This is a genomic window from Megasphaera sp. An286 (assembly GCF_002163455.1).
In the GTDB taxonomy this organism is placed as follows: Bacteria; Bacillota; Negativicutes; order Veillonellales; family Megasphaeraceae; genus Megasphaera; species Megasphaera stantonii.
In genome coordinates, this window is sequence record NZ_NFIY01000005.1 from 117,036 (window position 1) to 139,167 (window position 22,132).

Consider the following 22,132-nt stretch of genomic DNA (forward strand, 5'->3'; position numbering starts at 1 on the left):
CTTGGTCTTTTCAGACCAAGCCCGTATCATAAACCTTAAAAATTGCTTACCGCAACAAAGCGCCGGATGTTACCATCAACTGAACTTCGTTGGTGCCTTCATAGATCTGAGTGATCTTAGCGTCACGCATATGACGAGCAACCGGATATTCTTCGCTGTAGCCATAGCCGCCGAAGATCTGAACAGCTTCAACGGAAACTTCCATAGCTACGTCGGAAGCGAATCTCTTAGCGATAGCAGCGTCAACCGTGAACGGCTGGCCTTCGTGTTTCTTGAATGCAGCTTTGTAAACGAGGTTACGAGCAGCTTCAATCTTCATCTTCATGTCAGCCAGTTTGAAGGAAACGGACTGGAATTTGCAAAGCGGTTTGCCGAACTGAACACGCTGTTTGGAGTATTCAACTGCATCGTTCAAAGCAGCTTCTGCAATGCCGAGAGCCTGAGCAGCAACGCCGATACGGCCGCCGTCCAAGGTCATCATAGCAACTTTGAAGCCTTTGCCTTCGCCGCCGAGGAGGTTTTCTTTCGGAACTTTTACGTTCTGGAATACTAATTCCATCGTCTGGGAAGTATGGATGCCCAATTTGTCTTCTTTCTTGCCGAATGTGAAGCCTTCCCAGCCTTTTTCGATGATGAAGGCGCTGATGCCCTTCGTGCCCTGGGATTTATCGGTCATAGCGAATACGATGTAAACGTCAGCTTCGCCGGCGTTGGTGATGAATACTTTGGAGCCGTTCAGGATGTAGTCGCCGTTTTCGTCTTTCGTAGCAACGGTCTGCTGGCCGGAAGCATCAGTACCAGCGTTCGGTTCTGTCAAGCCGAATGCGCCGAGTTTCGTGCCTTCGATCAAGCCGGGCAGGTATTTTTCTTTCTGTTCTTCCGTACCAAACTGCCAAATCGGGTTGATGCAGAGGGATACATGAGCGGACAAGGTGATGGACATACCAGCATCGTATTTAGCCAATTCTTCAACGGCCAGGATGTAGCTCAATACGTCGCATTCAGCGCCGCCGTATTTTTCTTCGAAATAAGCACCAGCCAAGCCGAGGCCGAGCATTTCGTCAACGAGAGCACGATCGAAAATGCCCTGATGGTCGCGTTCCGTAATCGTCGGGGCCAATTTCTTTTCGCCAAAGTCTTTAGCCAATCTTACAAATTCCTGTTGTACATCTGTTAAATTAAAATTCATGATACTTCCACTCTCCTTAAATAATAGTGTGAATAGTGAAACATTCCCGTGCAGTGCATACTGTTTGGGGCACATATACACAACCTTTAAGTGCTTACACCTGAATTGTACAACTTTTCACATGTTAAATCAATAGCAAATGTCACTTAAGGAACAATATAATTATGCCATTTTGTAATCCTTGTCGTGTATCCAGACTTTTTAGGACTACTTAGAAAAAAATTAAAAAATTACCTTGACAAATGCCGGAATGATTCAACCTATAAGATAAATGTGCTAATCGTCTCGCCGTGCTTCGGCAGACGAAAAGGCAGTGCAGCACTGTGCTTGTTCCACTTTTAACATTACGCATGATAAATTATACGTCATACGAAAATTAAGGAAAGCTATGTGTTTATTATAGCACGAATCCCCAGGAAGTTGTCAAGAATCTGGGCCGTAATTCCCCAAATTTTGTATTCTTTATAATAGTAAAAGAGCACATTATATGTGCTGCGCTTTTTCCACCCTGCCTGTCCCGACACGGGCAGACCGGCGGGAAATCCCGGCCCCGGCCTCGTAGCCAGCTCAACCTGGGCAACCTCTGGCTTACGGCCGCTAAACCATGCCAAAGGCACCGTAAAGAGATGGTCTATCTCTCCCCGGCTGACAACGAAATTCGTCGTATCCAGCTGGGCCGCAAAGGGATATATCTTCACACCTACAGGCGATTCTACGTAATCCAATGGCCCCCAGACCCGGATATGCGGCAATCCTACGCCTAATTCCTCCTGCGTCTCCCGCAGTGCCGCCTCCAGAGGACTGGCGTCACGCTGTTCTATGACGCCGCCGGGAAAACAAATATCACCGGGCTGCCAGCTCAACTTGCTGCTCCGCACCTCAAAGACTACATGCTCTTCACCGTCAATGCGTACAATAGGTACCAGTACAGCGCAAAGCACTGTATTCATGCAGGGATTCTGCCGGACAATTCTTTCCGGCCAGGGCTTGAACTCATCCATGACCTTCCTCCTCATTGCAAAAAAAAGAGGATGCCGTTCAGACATCCTCCTCTATACTTCATATATTGCCGCCTTTATTTTACGACGATATTGATGATTTTTTTAGGTACAACGATAAATTTAACGATTGTCTTGCCGTCAGTGAAATCCTTGACACGCGGCATAGACAATACCTTTTCCCTCAATTCATCCTGACCGATTTCAACGGGAACAGTGATACGTTCGCGTACCTTGCCGTTAATCTGGACAGGCAGTTCGATTTCATCGACGACCAAAGCGCCAGCATCTACTTCCGGCCAATCCTGTTCGTGAACACTGCCTTCAAAGCCGGCAATCTGCCACAATTCTTCTGTAATGTGCGGCGTAAAGGGAGCCAGGAGCTTTAAGAGATTGGTGTTGACCTCTAAGGCAACGTCGCTGCGGATAGATGTATTGGCGCCGACATAGGCATACATGGCATTTACCAGCTCCATAATTGAGCTGACAGCCGTATTCAGCGCATAGTCGCCGTCTACGCCTTTGACGTCTTCCGTCACCTTGGCGATGGTTTTATGTTCCTGCAGGCGAAGCGCCTTTTCTGCTTCCGTCAAATCGCGGTCCCTTTCGCCGTTCTTAGCCAGGTCAATGTACTGGTGGACGATACGCCATACTCGGTTGAGGAAACGGTACGAACCTTCTACGCCCTGATCGGACCATTCGAGGTCACGTTCCGGCGGCGCGGCAAACAGGATAAACAGCCGGCCCGTATCAGCGCCGTATTTGGCGAGGATTTCTTCCGGCGATACGACGTTGCCCTTTGATTTCGACATCTTGCTGCCGTCCATGAGGACCATGCCCTGGGTCAGAAGGCGTTCGAACGGTTCTACATTGTCGACGAGGCCGGCGTCGTGGAAGACCTTCATGAAGAAACGGGAGTACATCAGGTGCAGAATCGCGTGTTCAATGCCGCCGATGTACTGGTCTACATTCATCCAGTGGTTGGCCTTTTTCGGGTCCCAGGCCTGTTCGTCGTTGCGGGCGTCGGTATAGCGCAGGAAATACCAGGACGAGCAGACGAAGGTATCCATCGTATCGGTTTCTCTCGTCGCCGGGCCGCCGCATTTCGGGCAGGTGCAGTGAACGAATTCTTCGCTCGTCGCCAAGGGAGATACGGCGCCGGCCGTAAACTGGACATCCGTCGGCAGCTTAACCGGCAGCTGATTTTCCGGCACGAGCTGTTCGCCGCATTTCGGGCAGTAAATAATAGGAATCGGCGCGCCCCAATAGCGCTGACGGGAAATAAGCCAGTCGCGGAGCTTGAAGTTGACCGTGCCCTTGCCGAGGTTGTGGTCGACGAGCCATTTCGTAATGGCTTTGCGGCCTTCTTCGTCAGTCAGGCCGTTGAATTCGCCGGAGTTGACCAGAACGCCCGGGTCGTGGTACGCCCCTTCCATCGTATTCAAATCGAGGCTCATATCTTTATTCTGTACGACTAAGCGGATAGGCAGGTTGAATTTCTTAGCGAATTCCCAGTCGCGCTGGTCGTGGCCCGGAACGCCCATGACAGCGCCCGTACCGTAATCTACCAGGACGTAGTTGGCAATCCAGATCGGCACTTGTTCGTTATTCAGGGGATTGACAGCGTAAGCGCCGGTGAACATGCCTTCTTTTTCGGCGTCGTTCGACGTCCGTTCGATGTCGTTCATGTTCTTCATGCGCGTAATAAAGGCGCGAAGCTCCGCTTCGTTTTCCCGGCCCTTGATGAGCTCTTCTACATAGGGATGTTCCGGAGCCAGCACGATGTACGTAACACCGAAAATCGTGTCCACGCGGGTAGAGAACATGGGAATGGATTTGCCGATTTCCGGGATTTCAAAGGAAAATTCCGCCCCTTCGCTGCGGCCAATCCAGTTTTTCTGCATCGTTTTAACCCGTTCCGGCCAGCCGGGAAGGAGCTTCAAATCGTCGAGAAGGCGGTCGGCATAATCGGTGATTTTGAAGAACCACTGCTTCAGATCCTTTTTGACGACAGGCGAATCGCAGCGCCAGCACAAGCCGTCGATGACCTGTTCGTTAGCCAGTACGGTGTTGCACTTTTCGCACCAGTTTACCTTGGCTTCCTTGCGGTATGCCAAACCGCGCTTGTACAGCAGCTCGAAAATCCACTGCGTCCATTTATAATATTTTTCATGGCACGTAGCCACTTCGCGGTCCCAGTCATAGGAAAGGCCGAGGGCCTTCTGCTGGCGTGTCATGTTTTCAATATTGCTGAACGTCCAATCTGCCGGCGGCGTGCCGTGTTTGATAGCCGCGTTTTCAGCAGGCATGCCGAAAGCGTCGTAGCCCATGGGATGCAGGACGTTGTAGCCGTTCATGCGGCGGTAGCGGGCGATGACGTCGCCGATGGTGTAGTTGCGGACATGCCCCATATGGAGATTGCCCGAAGGATACGGAAACATTTCCAGTACATAATACGGCGGCTTGCCGTTGTCGTCGGGGCAACGGTCTGTCTTGTCTTCCAGCCATTTATGCTGCCATTTCTTTTCTATTTCTTGGGGAATATATTTTTCCAATTACTTATGCCTCCTATCGCTGCGTACAGTGGGCGGTGCCGCGCTGCTGCAGGGTCTTCTTCTTATTATAGTGTTCCCGTGCCGTCAAGTCAATTCTTGCGGAGCAAAACTCTGCCAAAAATGGGGCGCTTCGAAGCCTTTTCTCCAAAAACTTGCGCCGCCGAGGTTGTATTTCGTAATTAATTTAGCTTTTTCCGTCAAGGACTTTTCATCTTCAAACCATACCTGGACCCGGCCCGTCGTCAGGGGCAAATCCATGTAGTACAGGCCCAGCTCGTCGTTCCACGTAACGTAGTCCTTGTATTTTTCAAGCAGCAGTCCGCTGGCCGACATGGGCAGCGTCCGTACCAGCAGCACCGGCTTCTTCGGCTTCGCCTCTTTGGAAACGGCCGTCTTGCCCTTCGCCTCGTTCTTCCTTTGCGGCGCCAAAACCTCTGCCGCAGCGTTCTTCTCAGCCGCTCCCTCCGTCCCGGCAACAGGCGGCCATTCATTGATATCCAGAGGCAAGTCCTGTTCTTCCGTCGTTTCATACCACAGGCGCATGTACAGCGGCATGCCCAGGACAACCTTTTCCGCCGGCACGATAGCCGTCACGTTCTGCACGGCTTTTTCTACCCAAGGATACGATGCTACGGGGCCAGCTATGTCACTCGTACGGCTGAATTGGTCATAGGCCATGATCATCAGGTAATCGAGATGCGGCGCTAAGGCCGCCCGATCGTATACGCGGGACCAGTTCATGCTGTTCGATATAGGAGTCACATCCATGGACAATTTCAGCCCATAAGCCCGGCAGGCCCGGCTCAGGCGTCCTACGAACGCCGTCAGCCTGTCCTTATCATCATAGTTGATGTTTTCAAAATCAATATTGTAGCCCTTGAAATCGTACAGCAGTGCATAGCCTATCAGTTCTTTAATAATCGTATCCTGGAGCTTGTCGTCGCTCAATACGGCATGGGTCAGGGCCGGGTCGAAATTATTGTCAATGAGGGGCCACATGGCGTAGCCCTTCGCAGCATAAGCGTCGGCCAGCATGGCGAAATCATCGTGCCGCAGCGCTACGCCCTGATCGGTCAGGCGGAAAGCGCAGGGCGACATGACGGGCTGCGCCGTATCCAGGGACGGCAGGTTTTCATCTCCCTGCATGAGAGGATCCCAAAACAAGACTACTCCCATCTTCCGTTCCTGTGCCAGCTTCTTCCGGCTCTTTTTGTCCTTTTTTTTCTCTTTTTTGTTATCTGTTTTAGTATTTGCCTCCGCCGCTCTATGGCTGTCACCCAAAGGACGCAGCATCGGAGCGAGACGGGTAGGAGACACAGGCCGCATCAGCTCCCGCTTCCCCTCTTCCCACGTCAGGGAAAGGCCCATCGTGCGATAAATACGGCGTATATTCAGACTCGTTTCGCCGTCACTTTGCCGCGCAGGCAGGCGCAGCGCCGCCTGCATATCCTTCCATAAGACGGATCCATCCTTTGCCGGCGGCAGTCGCAGCCAATACGTCCCCTTCTTGGCATCGGCCTTGTACAGGCCATACTCCTGCAAAGCTTTTTCCGATACGAGCCAGCGGCCTTCTTCTTCCCGAATCGCCATAGACGCCGGATGTTCCGCCGCTGCCGGTATGGCTGCCCGCGGAATGGCAGCCCACGGCCCGCGGTCCGACACGGCTTGTTCCGATACGGCCTCTCCGCCGGACGCCGCCACGACAACTTGAAGAGACACGGCGAGCAGCGACGCCAGGCACAGCGTCCGCAGCCGCGATGTATGTTTCATAGACACCCTCCTTTTGCAAAACAGGTGGAAATTTCTCTGAAATCAGGTATAATGAAAAAAATGCAATTTTCCTCTCTAGGTATACTGCATGGCTATTATACCATAAAGAGAAAGTATAAAACATCAAAGGAGGCTATTCTATTGCATCAATATCTCTTTTTTATCGGCGATTTCCCAATCCGGGCCTACGGATTGTTATTTATGCTCGGCATCATCTCCGCCGGCATTACAGCCTACTACATCACGAAGCGGGATGGCCGGGGCTGGCACGTCCACATATTCGACTTTACCCTCTGCTGCGGCCTAGCCGGCATCGTCGGCGGCCGCCTTTGGGACGTCTTCTTCTTCGACTGGGCCTATTATCACAACCACCTGTTGGAAATCCCCTTCGTCTGGCAGGGCGGCATGGCTATCCAGGGCGGCCTGGTATTCGGAGCTGTCGCCGGCTACTGGTACACGCGCCGCCACGACATCGACACCTGGGCTTTTGCCGACCTCATCGCACCGGCCATCATTCTCGGCCAGTCCGTCGGCCGCATGGCCAACCTCATGAACGGCGATGCCTTCGGTCATCCCACAGGCGGAAATTTCGGCATTGTCTATCCCGAAACGACCCTGGCCTATCGAACCTACGGCAGCCAGCCCCTATGGCCGGCAGAAGTCTGGGAAGGCCAGCTCGACGTCCTCGTATTCATTCTTTTATTGTTCTACAGCTGTTTTCCCCATAAAAAAGGACAGGTCTTCTGCCTGTACGTTATGCTTTACGCAGCGGAACGGTTCTTTCTGGAATTTCTGCGCGGCGACTACGTCAATCTGACTCTGGGCCTCAAATCAGCCCAGCTGACCAGCATCGTCGCCTTTGCTGCCGCCTTCATCATCTTCGTGCTTCTCCAGTGGAAAGGCACAACAGACACCAAAGACAGCATCCAAAACTCATAATATGTGCATAGGAAAAGCCGGTCTGCATCCCGCAGCCGGCTTCCTTTTACATTACTCTATTTCTTTCAGCATCTTTTTCGGATTGTCGCCAGGCCGTACCTTACCGAAGGCCTTGACGATGACTCCGTCTTCGTCAATTAAATAGGTCGAGCGCTCGACACCCATGTACTTACGGCCGTACATGCTTTTTTCCACCCACACGTCGTAAGCCTGAATCACCGTCAGCTCCGGGTCGGACAACAGCGTAAAGGGCAGGCCGTAAGTTTCCTCAAACTTCTTATGCGACGCCACGCTGTCCTTGCTGACGCCCAGTACGACAGCTCCCTTTTCCTCAAACTGGGGATACAATTCAGCAAATCCGCAGGCCTGCTTCGTACATCCCGACGTGTTATCCTTAGGATAAAAATACAGCACGACCTTCTTCCCGGCAAAATCGCTCAAGGACACCATAGTGCCATTCTGGTCCGGCAAGGTAAACGCCGGCGCTTTCGTCCCTACTTCTAACATGTTCCTGCCTCCTCTATTCTGATTCTGAGATATTGTTTCCTTTTGTAATCCGCCAAATAGCTACGGTCCGCGCAGCTTCAATATAAGCCTTGAACTCTTCATCAGCTAAATTCTTCTGTTCCTGCATAACGCCGTCCTCAATCACTAGGCGATGATTAAAAGCCCGATTCGACTTCATCAGCGGCGGTAAGATGGATTCATACAAACTGCCCGTCGGCAAAATCAGCTCAGCCAAGGTCGGCGCAATCTGCAGATGACTGCCCGCTACATCCGGCGAAATCACCTCTTTCGTCAGGCCGTCACCATAAAAATAGCACGGAATACCGCTCAATTCCATGAGGGATACGTCAGCAGCAAAATTAAAGCGCTCCGCATGGTCTCCAGTCACGACAAACAAAGCCGAAGGCTCCATTTGTTTTACCTCGTCGATAAACAATCCCATTACATGGTCAGCATACCAAATATGACCTAATTGATCAACAGTTTCTTTATTGTTAGAAATCGCCGGAGGCAACTTCGCTGACACTTCTTCTCTTGGGAACCCCTTGGAATCTACGTCGTACGCAAAAGGTGGATGGTTTGTTGTTGTCAAAATAAAGTGGAAGGTCATGCCATCATCGTGTTCCATATACTCCCGAACAGCTTGAAACAAGGCCTCATCCGACACACCCCAGGAAGATTTACCGTCCTGCGAGCTCATTTCGTCGGCGCCATGAAATTCATCAAAGCCTTCCAGACGCGTAAATTCGCCAATATCCTGCCAGCTTTTCATCCCTCCATACCAAAATACCGTTTTATAGCCCATCTGCTTCATAAGCGGCGCAATACCCAGCTGATCTACATCACCGTTCTTTCCCATAACGTAATTAGAATAAATCCCAACATCAGGCAAGCCCGTCAAAAATCCGTTCAGCGACGTCATCGTTCCATTGCCGTTAGCTAAAAAATGATATGTATATGCGCCGTCACGTTCCAGCCGTTCTCCCGTCTTGGTCAAGCCCAGCGGACGATACTCTGGCAGCAAGGGCCATACGGCGTAGTTTTCACCCAAAATAATGATTACCTGCCGCGGCTTCCGGGCTAGCGGCACAGACTGCGTACGCCGCAAAAAGGCATCGTCAATCGTCTTGGCCTGAGGATTCCCTCCCAAACGCAGAATCGCCTCTCGCATCTCGGCTACCGTAATAGGACGCAATGCCGTTTCATTAGCCCGCTTATGCATAGCGCGAGCCCGGTATAGCGCTTGCCCGTCATCTAAGACTGCTTCGTTTAATAAATGATTTTTAAATCGGGCCGCACTTTCCCATGGCACGCCGGAATCCATACTGAAACCGCCGCCAAACCTGCAAAACACGGCGAAGACCGGGAGCAAAACGATAGTTGCTGCCGTAATAAGGCGAACATGACGCTGCGGCTGCCATGTTTTCGTTTGAGCAATACGCTTCCATACCCAAATACACACAGCTGCCAGCACAACAGCCCCGATGAACCGGGGCCACAACTGGTACTGCTCAACCATAGTCTGCCAAATAGCCTGCCGGTCATCCTTCATGCCGTTAAATACCATAATATCAAACGTATTATGAAATACCTGATAATAGGGAATCCGTATCATAAACAGTAGCGTCATCACAGACACAGCAATACTGCCTAACACCACACGAATCCTATCAGCCGGCCATTTGCGCCAAAACGTTCCGACACAAGTTGCAAACAGCAGCGAAAACGCCGTCCAAAACGCCGTCGTCTTTAAACTGATACGCAAGCCGAGCCATAAAGCATTCAAGGTCTCTGTCACAGTTACGTCAGATAATTGGTTAGAATAGACCATTAAAAAAGCAATACGAAATACCATAATCAGGCATTCTAAATATATAAAGAATTTTATGTCCTGCTGTATGTAATGCAAAAAACGCTGCAACGCAAATCACCTCAAAGACATTCTTATAAATTTAACCACAACTATCTTTATTGGATTCTACTCTCCATTCTCAATAGCATCCAGACACGTGTCTCTATGCCTGATCATCCACGCAGTCAATGATACCATATCAGATGCCTGCGTAATATAGGTATCATCTTTCACTTCATACTTTTCTTTTTCTTCAGGAGTGGACTCACCCAGAGTTTCAGCTCTTTTTGAAGCAATTTCGCCTAACTCGTTCGGAGTTATCCATTGTTTAGGGGTAACCAGGCCATCTGGCTGCTCTTCTGTCAATGAAGGATACAGCGAATAATATGTAAAACCTTTAGGAGCAATTAACTCTATAACCGTTGGTATAATACTTAAATGTGTACCAATAGTATTATTTCCAAACAAATTTTTAGAAAGCTGAGGATGATTAATAAGCAAAGGGGTGCAGTACAATTCTCTAAAGCTATAGTCCCGCGGAACCAATGATGAATTACTTAAAGTAGCATATAAAGCGGAATGATCCCCTGTATAAATAAATAAACTATCAGGAAAACACCCCTTCATTTCCTTAATAAAATTAAAAACAGCCTGATCAGCATAATATGCCGTTGCTAATGCATCACATCGCTCTTTATCATTTCGAATATCCTCACCAACATGTGCCAATAAGTCATTTGAATGAAAGTCTAAGATATGACTAGGAATCTTATATGGCCCATGATTTGACGTAGTATATATAAAATGAAATGTAGGGTGGTCCAGTGTTTTTATCATTTCACCAGCTTTTTTCAAAAATACATGGTCATATACACCAACCCATGTCCGCGGCGCATCGTCTCCGCAAAAGCTTGTCGCACTTTCCACACGATCAAATCCTTGGGCTTTTCCAAAATGATTAAAATTCCCATTCGATGCATTACCGCCATACCAATAAATCGTCTGGTAACCTAACTTTTTCATCTGTCCTGCAAAAGTGGTCGGCAACGTACCATGCCAAAAAGCTTCATTCTCATTCAGCTCTAATTGAGCATCATAAATCCCTGTCATAAGCGACACAATAGAAGGACGCGAAACATTTCCTGCCGGCAGAAAATTATTTAAATAAACCGTATGAATATCTTTTACTATTGCACGGCTTCCATCGAGAACATGTAAATCCCCGTACATCGGATCCATCGCCCATTGCGGCACACTTTCTCCTACGATAAAAAAAATGTGTTTAGGTTTATTGATAAGCGGGCCTCTAGTTATGCGCTGGAAGGCATATACCGGATTCCTAAAGTCTTCCCAATCCTTAAGATGCTCAGCTGGAACGATACGAGATATAGCCACTTTTAATTCCGAATCGCTGCGTTGCAATTCTTCTGTTATCGGACGTTTATAAACCAATTTTAATGCGACAAGATCATCAATGCAGGCTCTTGCTAAAAACGTATCTTCTTTCACAATAGAAGGAATCGTATCCCATTCAGGCTTATTCCGATGGTTTAAGGTTCCCCCAAAGCGAAACCAATAAAAACCAATAATGCACCCCAAAAATACTAGCACATTGAAAGCATATTGGAAAATAACGGAATCAAATACAGGATAAGGAATAGACGGTAATTGTTGAATACCCCAACAAGCTAAGGAAATAACTATGATAAAGGGAATATACCCCAATAAAATAGCCGACCCATGATCTTGGTTAAAAAAGATATCAACTAAATTGTGTTTTTCTGCATTCTTACCCATACGAACGAGGTAATTATAAGTATCATGAAAATGGCGATAAAAAATCATTTTTCCCATAAATGCTGCATAAAGAATAATTGCATATATCACGCCTATAACGCTACGCAAGATATCTCCATAAATTACAAAAAAAGATAAAAACGCCGCAGGTAAAGAGATACATACTAATGGAATCAAAAACATGTAGGCGTTAAAATCCATTCCCCACCAAAAGCCATATCTAAAACATTCAAAAAGACTAACCCCTTTTCCCTTAAAAGACGGATACGGATTATATATATATATGAAGACGCTTCGAAAAATAGCACAGAGAACTGGAAACAAAAAGAATAATTTTATGTCTTGTTGAATAGAAAAATAGAAATATTCAAACATCTTATTTTCTCCCATCTACTCCTTTTAAACAAGTATATATTCTATCTTTTTTAGTAAAGGCCTCTTGTTTTAAAATCTCCGCCATCATAAGTCCAATACCTAAGGCCGCTAATCGTGCTGATCCTTTCATAGTAATACCAACATCTACCATACCATGTAAGTTTACACCAAGCCACAGCCATATGCCTGCCAAAATATAATAATTCATTCCATACTTTTTTATGTACATTAACATGATATACAATACGTATATAACATAAAATAAATACCCTATCCCACCAATAATTCCTGTACTTGAAAAGAACCAAGCAATGGTATTATGAGGGATCACTAGATTGGGTTCTTTCGCTTCTGGTTGGATATAGTGCTGCTGATATTCATCCGCCCAATTATCTAATCCAACGCCTATTATCTTATGATCCGTCCACATCTCTATACTGGATTTTAGTAAATAGACTCTTTCCATATCGTAAGAACGAACGGTACCGCCTGCCAATCCTATATTCGCAATAACTAAAATCCCACCCAAAACCACCATTGCAATAAGTATAAACATTTTTATTCGTTTCTTAAAAGCACAAAAAACAAAAAGCGTAATAATAAAAGCACCAGTAAATCCTAATATTCCTCCTCTAGAGCCAGTCAAAAGCAGCGCTCCTACACCCAATATGCCAATTACAGCAAAAACAGCTATACAAACTTTAGATTTTTTAATTCGTTCATCCCAGATTGATAAAATTAAAATAGGGAGTGTTTCAACAAGTAAAACCGCATAGAAATTAGGATTTGCAGCAAATCCGCCAATTCTTCGGCCATAAGGTAATGCCGCATCATATGGCAATGAAAAGTACAGATAAAAAGAATATATACTTGTAATAAAAATAGAAAAAGCAACTCCCCAAATAGCCGCATATTTAGTATCCACCTGTTTGGAAAAATATATTATCAAAATAAAAGGAAGAGACCAGTAAACATACTTAACAGCAATTCTAATACTAGAAATATCAAACAACAAAATAGAAGCTAAGAGAACAGTTCCTAAAAAAATTCCTAGTCCCAGCCATATCTTCAAGGGACAAAAAAAACGTTTAAGACTCCGATTCCTTATGCAATCATAGATAATATACGCGCCCCCAAGACCCATAGAAATACTAATAGGAGCATTAGATATATTTCCTGACAAGAAAAAAACTATTAGAAATACTATTCCTTTTTCTATGTATTCCTTTTTCAAAGAAATACTTGACCACAAATTATTCATCTAAATGCTCCAAGTCATTCAATAAAATCTTACGCAATGAACTGAATAACAAATGGCAATCTAAGTATTTTTCAGCATATCTTCTTCCGCATTTAGAATATGCATTTCTTTGTTCTTCATGTTCTAACAAAAACAAAATTTCTTTAGCAAAGGTTTCAAAATCGAATTTATCAATCAATACCCCTGCACCACTTGGTTTTATCAAATCTTCGTTCCCGCCAATATCTGATGCTACACACGGAAGTCCTGTTGCTATAGCTTCCATTAAAGTCGTAGGCAGTCCTTCAAATTCTGATGGAAAAAAATAAACATCGGCCATTTTATAGTAATCATCAGTTCTGTCTACTTCTCCTGTAACAATAATACTGTCATCAGCACAATTTTTCCCAAAGGTCTTAATTTCATCAATTAAGTCAGTAATCCCCCCACCAACCACTAACAAAATCGCATTAGGAGACTTTTTATGAACAATCTCCCAAGCCTTCAGCATTATGCGTATACCTTTATTCGGTACGACACGCGCACAAAACAAAACAATCGGTCGATTAACAGGTATATTATACTGTTTCCTTAACAGAGTTTTAAGTTCTTGAGTAACAGGAAAAAATCGTGCAGTAGTATCAACGCCTTGCGGTAATATATGGATTTTTTCTTTAGAGACGCCGCCTGCTTCTATAAGTCCATGAGCAATTTCACGACTAATAGCAATATAATTATCACATGCAGCAAATATGCGATACCGCCATCCATCCTTTTTATTGAAAATTTCTGATTTACTAGTTAAAACTAAGGTAGTCGGTTTGTGCATGTATCTAGCCCATAAAATAGCCCAAACGGAAAATTTGGGCGTACCTAATATATAAATACAATCTGTATTCGAATGGGTAGTCAATAACCTAATTACAGATTCCATCCATCGAACAGGGGCATGCAACCGAACGACATCAATATTATCAATACATTCGCGCCCCTTTGTCAGCCAATTATTCTTCTTTGTCATGATAAAGACGCTGTCACCGGCTTCTAATAAAAGTTTGGCGTGATTTTCAGCATGAAATTCAGCGCCGCTTTTATTGGGGACGCCAGATTTATCAAAACGCTTGCCTACGGCATAATTTTTTATAAATATTCCAACCTTCATTTTTTACTCCTTGACATGACAACAATAACCTTATGAATGAACTACCTTATGTAATAAACTATTCCAACTATCCCACACGATATTAGGCGCATATATTTTCATTGACAACCTAGCTGCTGAACCCATTTTGGCTCTCAATAATCTATCTTCCATCAATATACACAATTTTTGTGAAAAATCACCAGAATTGTCTGTACATAAAAAACCGGTTCTGCCATCTTGAATTAATTCATTAACAGCACTGCAGTTCCGATATCCTACAGCCGGCAGGCCCATACTCATAGCCTCGCCTAAAGAAAGGCCAAAGCCTTCATACGCGCTGGGAAAGGCAAAGATATCGCCTTCTTTTAAAACAGCTGCCACATTTTTTGTAGCACCTCTTAAAAAAACGCGGTTCTCTAATCCATATTTTTTTATCATGAGTTGCAGTTCTTTATAATAGGCTTTTCCGTCTTCTGCCCCCCATAACTCTACAATCCAATTCGGAAACTCATCGGCAATCTTCGCAAAAGCTTCAATTAATAAATGCGGACGTTTATGGTTTTTCGACAATCTTCCTAAAAATAAAATTTTATACTGGTCTTTCTCCGCCATCAAATCAGCTTGTTCCTCATATTGGGGTATAGCATTTCCAATAACTACGGTCTTGGCATTCGGCAGATGCGTCAGGATATGCTGCGCAAAGGAAGGCAGCAATACTTGGCAGACAGCACTTTTTTCAAGAGCGGGAATTTCTTCTTTAGGATAAATATGAAAATAATCTTCCGGATCGCCGTGACTCATCGTAATGACAGGAATTGTCGTTTTTAAATCGCAAAGCAGCATCTTGCTAGCTGCCGGTTGAAAAGAAACAATGACTTCCGGCTGAATCGTTTCCAATACATCCCGCAAATTTTGCAATAAGTACGCTTCTGCAAAGTCATTATTAACCGTTCTTGCTTTTTGTTTGCTAAACATACGGAAAAACTCCCGTTTTATCTTTAAATACCACGGATATGGTATTTCTTGTCCTTTGTAATGACGAATATCCATTGTTGGAATGCCGGCATGCAACGGATAATAAAAATCTCCCGTCTGCACATCGCTATATACGAGCGATACTTCATGCCCGCGTCGCTTCATCTCATTAGCAAATTCACAGGTTACTTTGGCCAGCCCGCCGCTATCATCTACCATTTTGGTTAAATTAGCTAACAAAATCTTCATGTATATCAACCTCGCCGCAATATATTCTGAACCAGCGCTTCATGACTGTACGCTGCATTAGCCAACTCCAAATTCTTTCTATACAGTGAAGCATTCTTTACTAAATCCTCTACAAATTGTTCCAACTGCCTTGCAAAAGAATCGACAGAACGTAAATCTACTGCCATGCCTATTTTATATTGTGCTAATACTTCCGGATTTAATTCCGGCGACGCTAATACGGGCTTGTAAAAACCGATCGCCGTAAACAACATGGCCCCCCAATGATACCGATATCGTTCAGCTGCATACGGCATCATGATGGCATCAACGCTGAGCAGCGCTGTTTGCCATTCCAAACCAATCAGATTTTTATGCCAAAAAGTAATATTTTTATAATCTGCATATTCTTTGGCATAATTATCAAAAATTTCTCCATCTTCCGGCTTCGCCGTCGCCCCCTGGACGATAAGCTCTACTGGCACAGAAAATTTCGCTTTCGTAAACGCGTCTAAAAAGAAGCCTAAGTTCTTTTCCTTGCGGAATTGCCCGAAAAAGCCAATTTTGACAGGCGGCGTAATATGCAGAGATGTATCAACAGGCATATCCTGAGGCTTGAACACAGGCGGCGCAATTAAATCGACGTTCGTAAGGCCGCTATGCTGGAAATCATCCCGCAAAGTGATGACCTTCAAATGAACTTGCTTATACGCTTCTACACGGCGCGCCTGCTTTTCAAATTTCGGCTGCTCATGCGGATTAATCCCGTGAAAAATCATATATACGGGTACAGGAGAATCTTTTAGCTTACTATTCAATACCGTGCGGATGTATCGCCATGTGCCCGTAGGAATAATAATCGCGTCGCAGGCTCCTGCGCAGGCTTTTTCATACGCCGAATTAAACCAGGCAATTCTCCGCCGTTCTCTGCGTATAGAGAGAAATATCTTCTTCAATTTGCCGGCACCCGCATAGGTAACAACCTCTCCGCCGGTTAAATAATCGACATCGCAATGATAATCCAGCTTGAACGGAAAACGTTCAGGCACAAAAAATACAGGCGTATGGCCCTGGCGTTTTAACTCATCGACTAAAATTCTATCAAATTCAACTTCATGTCCAGCCGGCATGACAATTGATTCCAAAATAGCTACTCGCATATCTTTTCCTCACACTATAACTTACCATTGTCTTTATACAGATAATATAATTTGACGTACTTATTCATGGTATAAAAATAATGATTTACCGATAATACCCAGCCCATTTTGCCATCTAAGAAGCCTAAATTAAGAAAATATACTTTGATAAACGCCCATAGGGGGCGAAACATTACGTCCTTTATAAAGCTGCATTTCTTATTTTGCTCTTTGTATTTTTCCGCAGCCAATCGAGTATAATTGTTTAATTTATTTAAATACTGATCCCAATTATCATATGTATAATGGTACATGATATGGTTCAATTTTTTGTTGGGATATGGCGTTACAATCGTCGGGTGAACATATCCCGTTACGTATGATCCTGCTGCCGGAAATAAACGATTGACATAGTCTGGGCGCAATACGCCGTGCGTTGCCTGGTTATGATGGAATTTGTTTTCCCTCATAATCCAATATGCGCACTTCTCTCCTCGCTTTACCACCTCTAAAATTTCTTCGGCCAGCGGCCCTGAAATTCTCTCGTCGGCATCAATAAATAACACCCATTCGCTCGCCGCATTCTGGATGGCAAAGGTTTGCTGGCCTCCCCAATCGCCGTTCATGCTGCGCTGCAAAACTCTTGCGCCCATACTCTCGGCAATTTCTTTCGTGCTGTCCGTACTAAAATCATCAATAACTAATACTTCATCGGCAAACTGCACGCTCTCTATACAGTCGCGAATATTGCTTTCTTCATTTTTCGCTAAAATTAATGCGGTAATTTTCGGCATATACAACACCTCTTCTGCTATATAAGATATTATATCATTTCTTCACGTAAGTTAAAACCAAAAAAGGCTCTTTCGAGCCCTTTCTAATGCGTTGCAATTAGAGAGTTTAATAAAGATTCCCATCTATCCCAAATACGCTGAGGTGAATATATCTGCATGGATTGGCGCGCCTTTTCTCCCATCTGAATCCGCAACGCCTGGTTATCTATGAGCATGGCTAACTTATTGGCAAAATCATCGACTCCATCATCGCATAAAAAGCCATTTTCTCCGTCTATAATCAATTCATTTACCGCACCGCAAGAGCGATACCCTATGGCAGGAAGCCCTACTGCCATCGCTTCGGCTAAGGCAATGCCAAACCCCTCAACGGAACTGGGAAATGCAAAGATATCGGCCTCTTGCAAATGATCGACAATTGCATTGCTCGGTCCTTCAAAAATCACCCTGTCAGTCACCTGATATTCATCTGCCAATTTTTTTAATCGATTTACATAATGAGCATTGCTTTGCTCGCCATATAAATGAAGACTCCATTCAGGATATCGCTTCGCAATCTTCCCAAAAGCTTGAATTAACAAATGCGGTCTTTTTTGGTGTTCTTCTATACGACCTACACAAACAATCTTGTGGTGACAAACAGATAAATCAGCTCGCCTGTCAAAGAACACTTGATTTACCGCGTTAGGCATCCAGTACACAGACGATATGCCAATACGCTTCATCTGTTCGACATAGCTTTGCATCAAAACAGATACGCAAGCTGACTCTTTCCAAGCATGAATTTGAATTGGCGTAGCATTTCTTATAGCATTACTGACATTGATATGGCACATAGTAACAATCATTGGCTTTTTTACGTTTCGGACAGCATAAGACACATTGTCTCTGTATAAAATATTTTTATCCACGGGGGGGGCACTAAATTTGTTGTGCAAAATATTCATTACAATAGCCGTACTTGTCGCACTGGAAGTCAGGATAATATCCGGCATATCTTTGGCAAATACTAATGCCAAGCGCCGCTCAAATTCATTATAGTAGTATTCCTTTTTAGGATCTCTCACTTTCTTTCCTTTAGAAATCAAACCTGGGCCATACAAGAGACGAACAAATTCTTTTTTCAGCTTTGACCAAAAATATGCAGGCGTAAAGTATAGGCCGCCAATATCATAGCACAAATTAATAAAAGAAACTCTTTCGTCCAGTGGAAAAAACGGCACTCCCTTTTCCCGATCCAGAGAAACTAGCGTTACGTCATATCCACGCCGCACAAAGTCATTTGCAAAGCCGCAGACCACCTGCTCGATGCCGCCTGCATAATTCACCAGCTTAAATTCATCAATCAACATGATTTTTTTCATACTGATACCCTCTATACCAAAAATTTACTGGAAAGATAAAAACAACACTACTAGTTCCAGCATTTAAAATCTAAAACGACGCCTAAAGAACTTTTTCCTATGTCCATTCATCATATTACCAAAAAATGCCGTTAGGGATATTACACTTTCACATTTATGTACATTGTATCAATACCTGCAGCAAAATTCAATAAAGACAAAACAAAAAGACTACCCATTGCTGAGTAGTCTTTTGTGTATAACCTAAGGATTCAATTAGAATGCGAAGGTGATTTCTGCACGAGTCAGTTCGTCATCCGTCTGACCTTTATCAGTCGGCGTATCTTTCATATCCGTAGCGAAGGACTGCATGAAGCTGAACTTGAGGTTTTTAGCGATGACGTAGTCGATACCTGCGCCCCAAGAAGACATATTATCAAGGGAACCGAAGTTTCTCCACGAACCAGTGGAACCGCCGAGCCATGCGCCGTCTTCAGCATCGATATATTCAACCCAGATATCCCAGGATTTCGGCTGAGCCATGGAAGCTTTGCCGTACATTACACGGCCAATCCATACGTCCGGATCACTTACGTCATTGCCGGTTGTCAAGCTTGTGCCGCTCTTATCAATGCTTTCGTAGTTAGCCAAAACATTCCACTTGGAACCAATATTTACATTCGCATATACGCCCCAGAGGTTATCTGCAGTGTATTCTTCAGCCGAAGCATTGCCCAAATCATTATCTCCACTACGATTAAACTGGCTGTAGTACACACCAGCAGCAGAATTGTTACCAAAGAAAGCTTCGATTTCGCCGTAGCCCATCTTCAAACCATCAAAACCTAAATCGTCTTCAGTTTTATCTTGTCCAGCGAATCCACCATGATACAGGTTACCGCCGTCTTCCTTGAATTTACCATAGCCAGCCGTTACAGCGAAGTTGTCGTTCTGGTATTTCAATTCAGCGCGGTCGAAGGTATCACCGTACTGATAAGCATAGGAGCGAGGACCGCCGAGTTTCCAGTCAGCATCACGACCGAGGCTGAGGAGCCAGTTTTTACCGCCAAAATTGTAATCGACTTTGATGATATCGGCTGCAATCTGGTCGTCCTGTGCACTGCCATTTTCGCCGAAGCTGTGGTTATTCGTTGTTACGCCCAACGTAGCCGTTGTGCGTTCGTTAACCTGAGCAGCGCCACGAAGACGAATACGATAATCCCAAGAATTATCATTTTTCTTACCAGTTTCGCCACCCTGATAACGATAACGGAGACGGCCGTCGCCAGTGAATTTAACGTTGCCGACTTTGTTTTCGAGGTTCGATACGCGAACGCCCAAGTTATTCAATTCGTCAGCATATTCGTCAGCCAATTTGTTGATCAAAGCGCGCTGTTCAACGGAAGCTTTGTCCATGTGAGCCATAGCTTTTGCTACCATTTCAGCGGCTTCATAACGGGTGATGTTGCGCTGGCCCTGGAAGTATTCGCCGTCTACGCCCTGGATGACGCCTGCGTCAGCCAATTCTACTACGGATTTGTATGCCCAGCTGTCCGTCGGTACGTCGACAAACGGGTTAGCTGCGAATGCACACGTTGCGCTTACTGCCATCGTTGCTGCCAATGCTGCTAATACTTTTGCTTTCATTGTGAAATGACCTCTTTTCGATAAAAACTGTGATATACACGTCTTACACCGTTACAATCGAGCGTCCCATATACGCTGTAAGGGGTCATTGGCGAGTTGTCCTAGTTTCCTCTCTTTTACTGCCTCACATTGTACCATGTTTCACTCTATACGAGCCACGCCTACAACCGATTGTACCGCAACTCTAATTAGTATTTTACCAGAAAATCTTTACTTTGTCAAAAAATGGTAAATCAAAAAGTAATTTTTTAACTATACAGGCCAAGAAAATTATTCATAAGCAAGATAGACTTGTACTATCTTTAACTTTTTTCACACATTCCTTTGCAGCATATCCATGGTTTTGTTTTAAGAATATACATCAATACCAAACAAAAGGCCGCCCGTTTCCGGGCGGCCTTTGATTGTTTCTTAAAAGATGAAATTAGAAAGCGAACTGGAACTGAGCACGAGTCTGTTCTTTTTCCAAATCGTTATTTGTTTCGCCATCTTTGGTATCCGTTGCGAAGGACTGCATTACACTGAACATAGCATTCTTAGCGAATACATAGTCGATACCTGCGCCCCAAGACGTCATGTTATCCATGTAGTTGCCAAATCTCCAAGAGTTCGTGGAACCACCGAGGAATGCGCCATCTTCAGCGTCGATGTATTCAACCCAGATATCCCAGGATTTCGGCTGAGCCATAGAAGCTTTACCATAAGTCAACTTGCCAATCCATACGTCAGCGCTATCATCACCTGTAATGGTTTCACGGCCATCTAACAGGTTAACGTGTTCATAGTTAGCGAGGACATTCCACTTGGAACCAAAGTTTACGCTGGCATATGCACCCCAAAGATCGTCGCCATTAAACCGATCCCATACCATGCCTTCATCGGTCTGAGTACCAAACCAATCTCCACCATTAAAGTTTGCATAATATACACCAGCTGCAGAACCATTGCCGAAGTAACCTTCTACTTCGCCATAAGCCATCTTGACGCCATCAACCATTTCATCTGCGTCATCAAGACCACCCGCGAAGAATCCACTACCTTCCTTCAACTTACCATAGGCTGCCGTTACGCCAATCTTGCCGTTGTTATATTTCAACTGCGCGAGATCAATCGTATCGCCATACTGATAACCGTAAGAGTTGGAACCGCCGAGCATCCAGTCCGTATCACGGCCGAGAGTCAACATCCAGTTCGGGCTACCGAAGTTGTAGTCTACTTTAATGATATCAGCTGCAATTTCGTCTTCCTGAGCACTGCCATTATCACCGAAGCCCTGGTTGTTAGTCGTTACGCCCAACGTAGCCGTCGTGCGGTCGTTAATCGTAGCTGTGCCGCGGAGGCGGATACGATACTGCCAAGAATCATCGTTATCTTTTACGCCGTTCTGGTACAAATAACGGAGACGAGCATCGCCAGTGAATTTAACATTGCCGACTTTGTTTTCGAGGTTCGATACGCGAACGCCGAGGTTGTTCAGTTCGTCAGCATATTCATCAGCCAATTTGTTGATCAAAGCGCGCTGTTCAACCGTAGCTTTGTCCATGTGAGCCATAGCTTTTGCTACCATTTCAGCGGCTTCATAACGGGTGATGTTGCGCTGGCCCTGGAAGTATTCGCCGTCTACGCCCTGGATGACGCCT

Annotated in this window: 16 protein-coding genes; 1 reads left to right on the plus strand and 15 read right to left on the minus strand. The window is 45.3% G+C overall.

All coding sequences use genetic code 11. The annotated features are described in order from the left end of the window. Positions 1–46: 46 nt before the first annotated feature. The 4 genes from B5F80_RS04040 to B5F80_RS04055 form a co-directional block, all read right to left on the minus strand. Complete coding sequence (locus B5F80_RS04040; protein WP_087477538.1) at positions 47–1,189, minus strand: acyl-CoA dehydrogenase; 1,143 nt, start codon at positions 1,187–1,189, stop codon at positions 47–49. A gap of 386 nt (positions 1,190–1,575) precedes the next feature. Further along, the gene (locus B5F80_RS04045) at positions 1,576–2,190 is read right to left on the minus strand and encodes a CoA pyrophosphatase (protein ID WP_087477539.1); all 615 of its coding nucleotides are present in this window, start codon (positions 2,188–2,190) and stop codon (positions 1,576–1,578) included. Positions 2,191–2,264: 74 nt separating this feature from the next. Continuing rightward, on the minus strand, positions 2,265–4,742 hold the full coding sequence (gene leuS / locus B5F80_RS04050) for a leucine--tRNA ligase (RefSeq protein ID WP_087477540.1): 2,478 nt from the start codon (positions 4,740–4,742) through the stop codon (positions 2,265–2,267). 84 nt (positions 4,743–4,826) lie between these two features. Further along, on the minus strand, positions 4,827–6,512 hold the full coding sequence (locus B5F80_RS04055) for a glycosyl hydrolase family 18 protein (protein ID WP_087477541.1): 1,686 nt from the start codon (positions 6,510–6,512) through the stop codon (positions 4,827–4,829). Positions 6,513–6,653: 141 nt separating this feature from the next. Between B5F80_RS04055 and lgt the strand changes: the two genes are divergently transcribed. Continuing rightward, positions 6,654–7,451 carry a prolipoprotein diacylglyceryl transferase gene (lgt, locus tag B5F80_RS04060; RefSeq protein ID WP_087477542.1) on the plus strand — a complete coding sequence of 266 codons (798 nt, stop codon included), beginning with the start codon at positions 6,654–6,656 and terminating at the stop codon, positions 7,449–7,451. A gap of 51 nt (positions 7,452–7,502) precedes the next feature. Here lgt and bcp read toward each other — a convergent pair whose 3' ends face one another. The 11 genes from bcp to B5F80_RS04115 all read right to left on the minus strand — a co-directional run. Next, entirely contained in the window at positions 7,503–7,958 is a 456-nt protein-coding gene (gene bcp, locus B5F80_RS04065; protein ID WP_087477543.1) for a thioredoxin-dependent thiol peroxidase, read from the minus strand. Positions 7,959–7,971: 13 nt separating this feature from the next. Beyond that, a complete protein-coding gene (locus B5F80_RS04070) occupies positions 7,972–9,813 on the minus strand; it encodes an LTA synthase family protein (protein WP_204246338.1) in 1,842 nt (613 codons plus the stop codon). Between the two features lie 123 nt (positions 9,814–9,936). Further along, positions 9,937–11,997: an LTA synthase family protein gene (locus tag B5F80_RS04075; RefSeq protein ID WP_204246339.1), complete on the minus strand. Its 2,061-nt coding sequence runs from the start codon at positions 11,995–11,997 to the stop codon at positions 9,937–9,939. Next, positions 11,984–13,243 (minus strand): O-antigen ligase family protein, encoded by a 1,260-nt coding sequence (locus tag B5F80_RS04080; RefSeq protein ID WP_087477546.1) that lies wholly within the window; start codon positions 13,241–13,243, stop codon positions 11,984–11,986. Before B5F80_RS04080 ends, B5F80_RS04075 begins: the two co-directional genes overlap by 14 nt. After that, entirely contained in the window at positions 13,236–14,384 is a 1,149-nt protein-coding gene (locus B5F80_RS04085; RefSeq protein ID WP_087477547.1) for a glycosyltransferase family 4 protein, read from the minus strand. Before B5F80_RS04085 ends, B5F80_RS04080 begins: the two co-directional genes overlap by 8 nt. Positions 14,385–14,414: 30 nt before the next feature. Continuing rightward, on the minus strand, positions 14,415–15,590 hold the full coding sequence (locus B5F80_RS04090; RefSeq protein WP_087477548.1) for a glycosyltransferase: 1,176 nt from the start codon (positions 15,588–15,590) through the stop codon (positions 14,415–14,417). Positions 15,591–15,595: 5 nt separating this feature from the next. After that, a complete protein-coding gene (locus B5F80_RS04095; RefSeq protein ID WP_087477549.1) occupies positions 15,596–16,729 on the minus strand; it encodes a glycosyltransferase in 1,134 nt (377 codons plus the stop codon). Between the two features lie 14 nt (positions 16,730–16,743). Then, the gene (locus B5F80_RS04100) at positions 16,744–17,502 is read right to left on the minus strand and encodes a glycosyltransferase family 2 protein (protein WP_087477550.1); all 759 of its coding nucleotides are present in this window, start codon (positions 17,500–17,502) and stop codon (positions 16,744–16,746) included. A gap of 83 nt (positions 17,503–17,585) precedes the next feature. Then, the gene (locus B5F80_RS04105) at positions 17,586–18,866 is read right to left on the minus strand and encodes a glycosyltransferase (RefSeq protein ID WP_087477551.1); all 1,281 of its coding nucleotides are present in this window, start codon (positions 18,864–18,866) and stop codon (positions 17,586–17,588) included. Between the two features lie 255 nt (positions 18,867–19,121). Beyond that, complete coding sequence (locus tag B5F80_RS04110) at positions 19,122–20,492, minus strand: S-layer homology domain-containing protein (RefSeq protein ID WP_087477552.1); 1,371 nt, start codon at positions 20,490–20,492, stop codon at positions 19,122–19,124. 424 nt (positions 20,493–20,916) lie between these two features. After that, on the minus strand, positions 20,917–22,132 hold a 1,216-nt coding region (locus B5F80_RS04115), incomplete at its 5' end, for an outer membrane insertion signal (protein ID WP_239386300.1).

Excerpts from the sequence above, each read along its gene's own strand:
- B5F80_RS04040 (WP_087477538.1), bottom strand. The coding sequence starts at position 1,189 with ATGAATTTTAATTTAACAGATGTACAACAGGAATTTGTAAGATTGGCT.
- B5F80_RS04045 (WP_087477539.1), bottom strand. The coding sequence starts at position 2,190 with ATGGATGAGTTCAAGCCCTGGCCGGAAAGAATTGTCCGGCAGAATCCC.
- B5F80_RS04055 (WP_087477541.1), bottom strand. The coding sequence starts at position 6,512 with ATGAAACATACATCGCGGCTGCGGACGCTGTGCCTGGCGTCGCTGCTC.
- bcp (WP_087477543.1), bottom strand. The coding sequence starts at position 7,958 with ATGTTAGAAGTAGGGACGAAAGCGCCGGCGTTTACCTTGCCGGACCAG.
- B5F80_RS04070 (WP_204246338.1), bottom strand. The coding sequence starts at position 9,813 with ATGGTATTTCGTATTGCTTTTTTAATGGTCTATTCTAACCAATTATCT.
- B5F80_RS04075 (WP_204246339.1), bottom strand. The coding sequence starts at position 11,997 with ATGGGAGAAAATAAGATGTTTGAATATTTCTATTTTTCTATTCAACAA.
- B5F80_RS04080 (WP_087477546.1), bottom strand. The coding sequence starts at position 13,243 with ATGAATAATTTGTGGTCAAGTATTTCTTTGAAAAAGGAATACATAGAA.
- B5F80_RS04085 (WP_087477547.1), bottom strand. The coding sequence starts at position 14,384 with ATGAAGGTTGGAATATTTATAAAAAATTATGCCGTAGGCAAGCGTTTT.
- B5F80_RS04090 (WP_087477548.1), bottom strand. The coding sequence starts at position 15,590 with ATGAAGATTTTGTTAGCTAATTTAACCAAAATGGTAGATGATAGCGGC.
- B5F80_RS04095 (WP_087477549.1), bottom strand. The coding sequence starts at position 16,729 with ATGCGAGTAGCTATTTTGGAATCAATTGTCATGCCGGCTGGACATGAA.
- B5F80_RS04100 (WP_087477550.1), bottom strand. The coding sequence starts at position 17,502 with ATGCCGAAAATTACCGCATTAATTTTAGCGAAAAATGAAGAAAGCAAT.
- B5F80_RS04105 (WP_087477551.1), bottom strand. The coding sequence starts at position 18,866 with ATGAAAAAAATCATGTTGATTGATGAATTTAAGCTGGTGAATTATGCA.
- B5F80_RS04110 (WP_087477552.1), bottom strand. The coding sequence starts at position 20,492 with ATGAAAGCAAAAGTATTAGCAGCATTGGCAGCAACGATGGCAGTAAGC.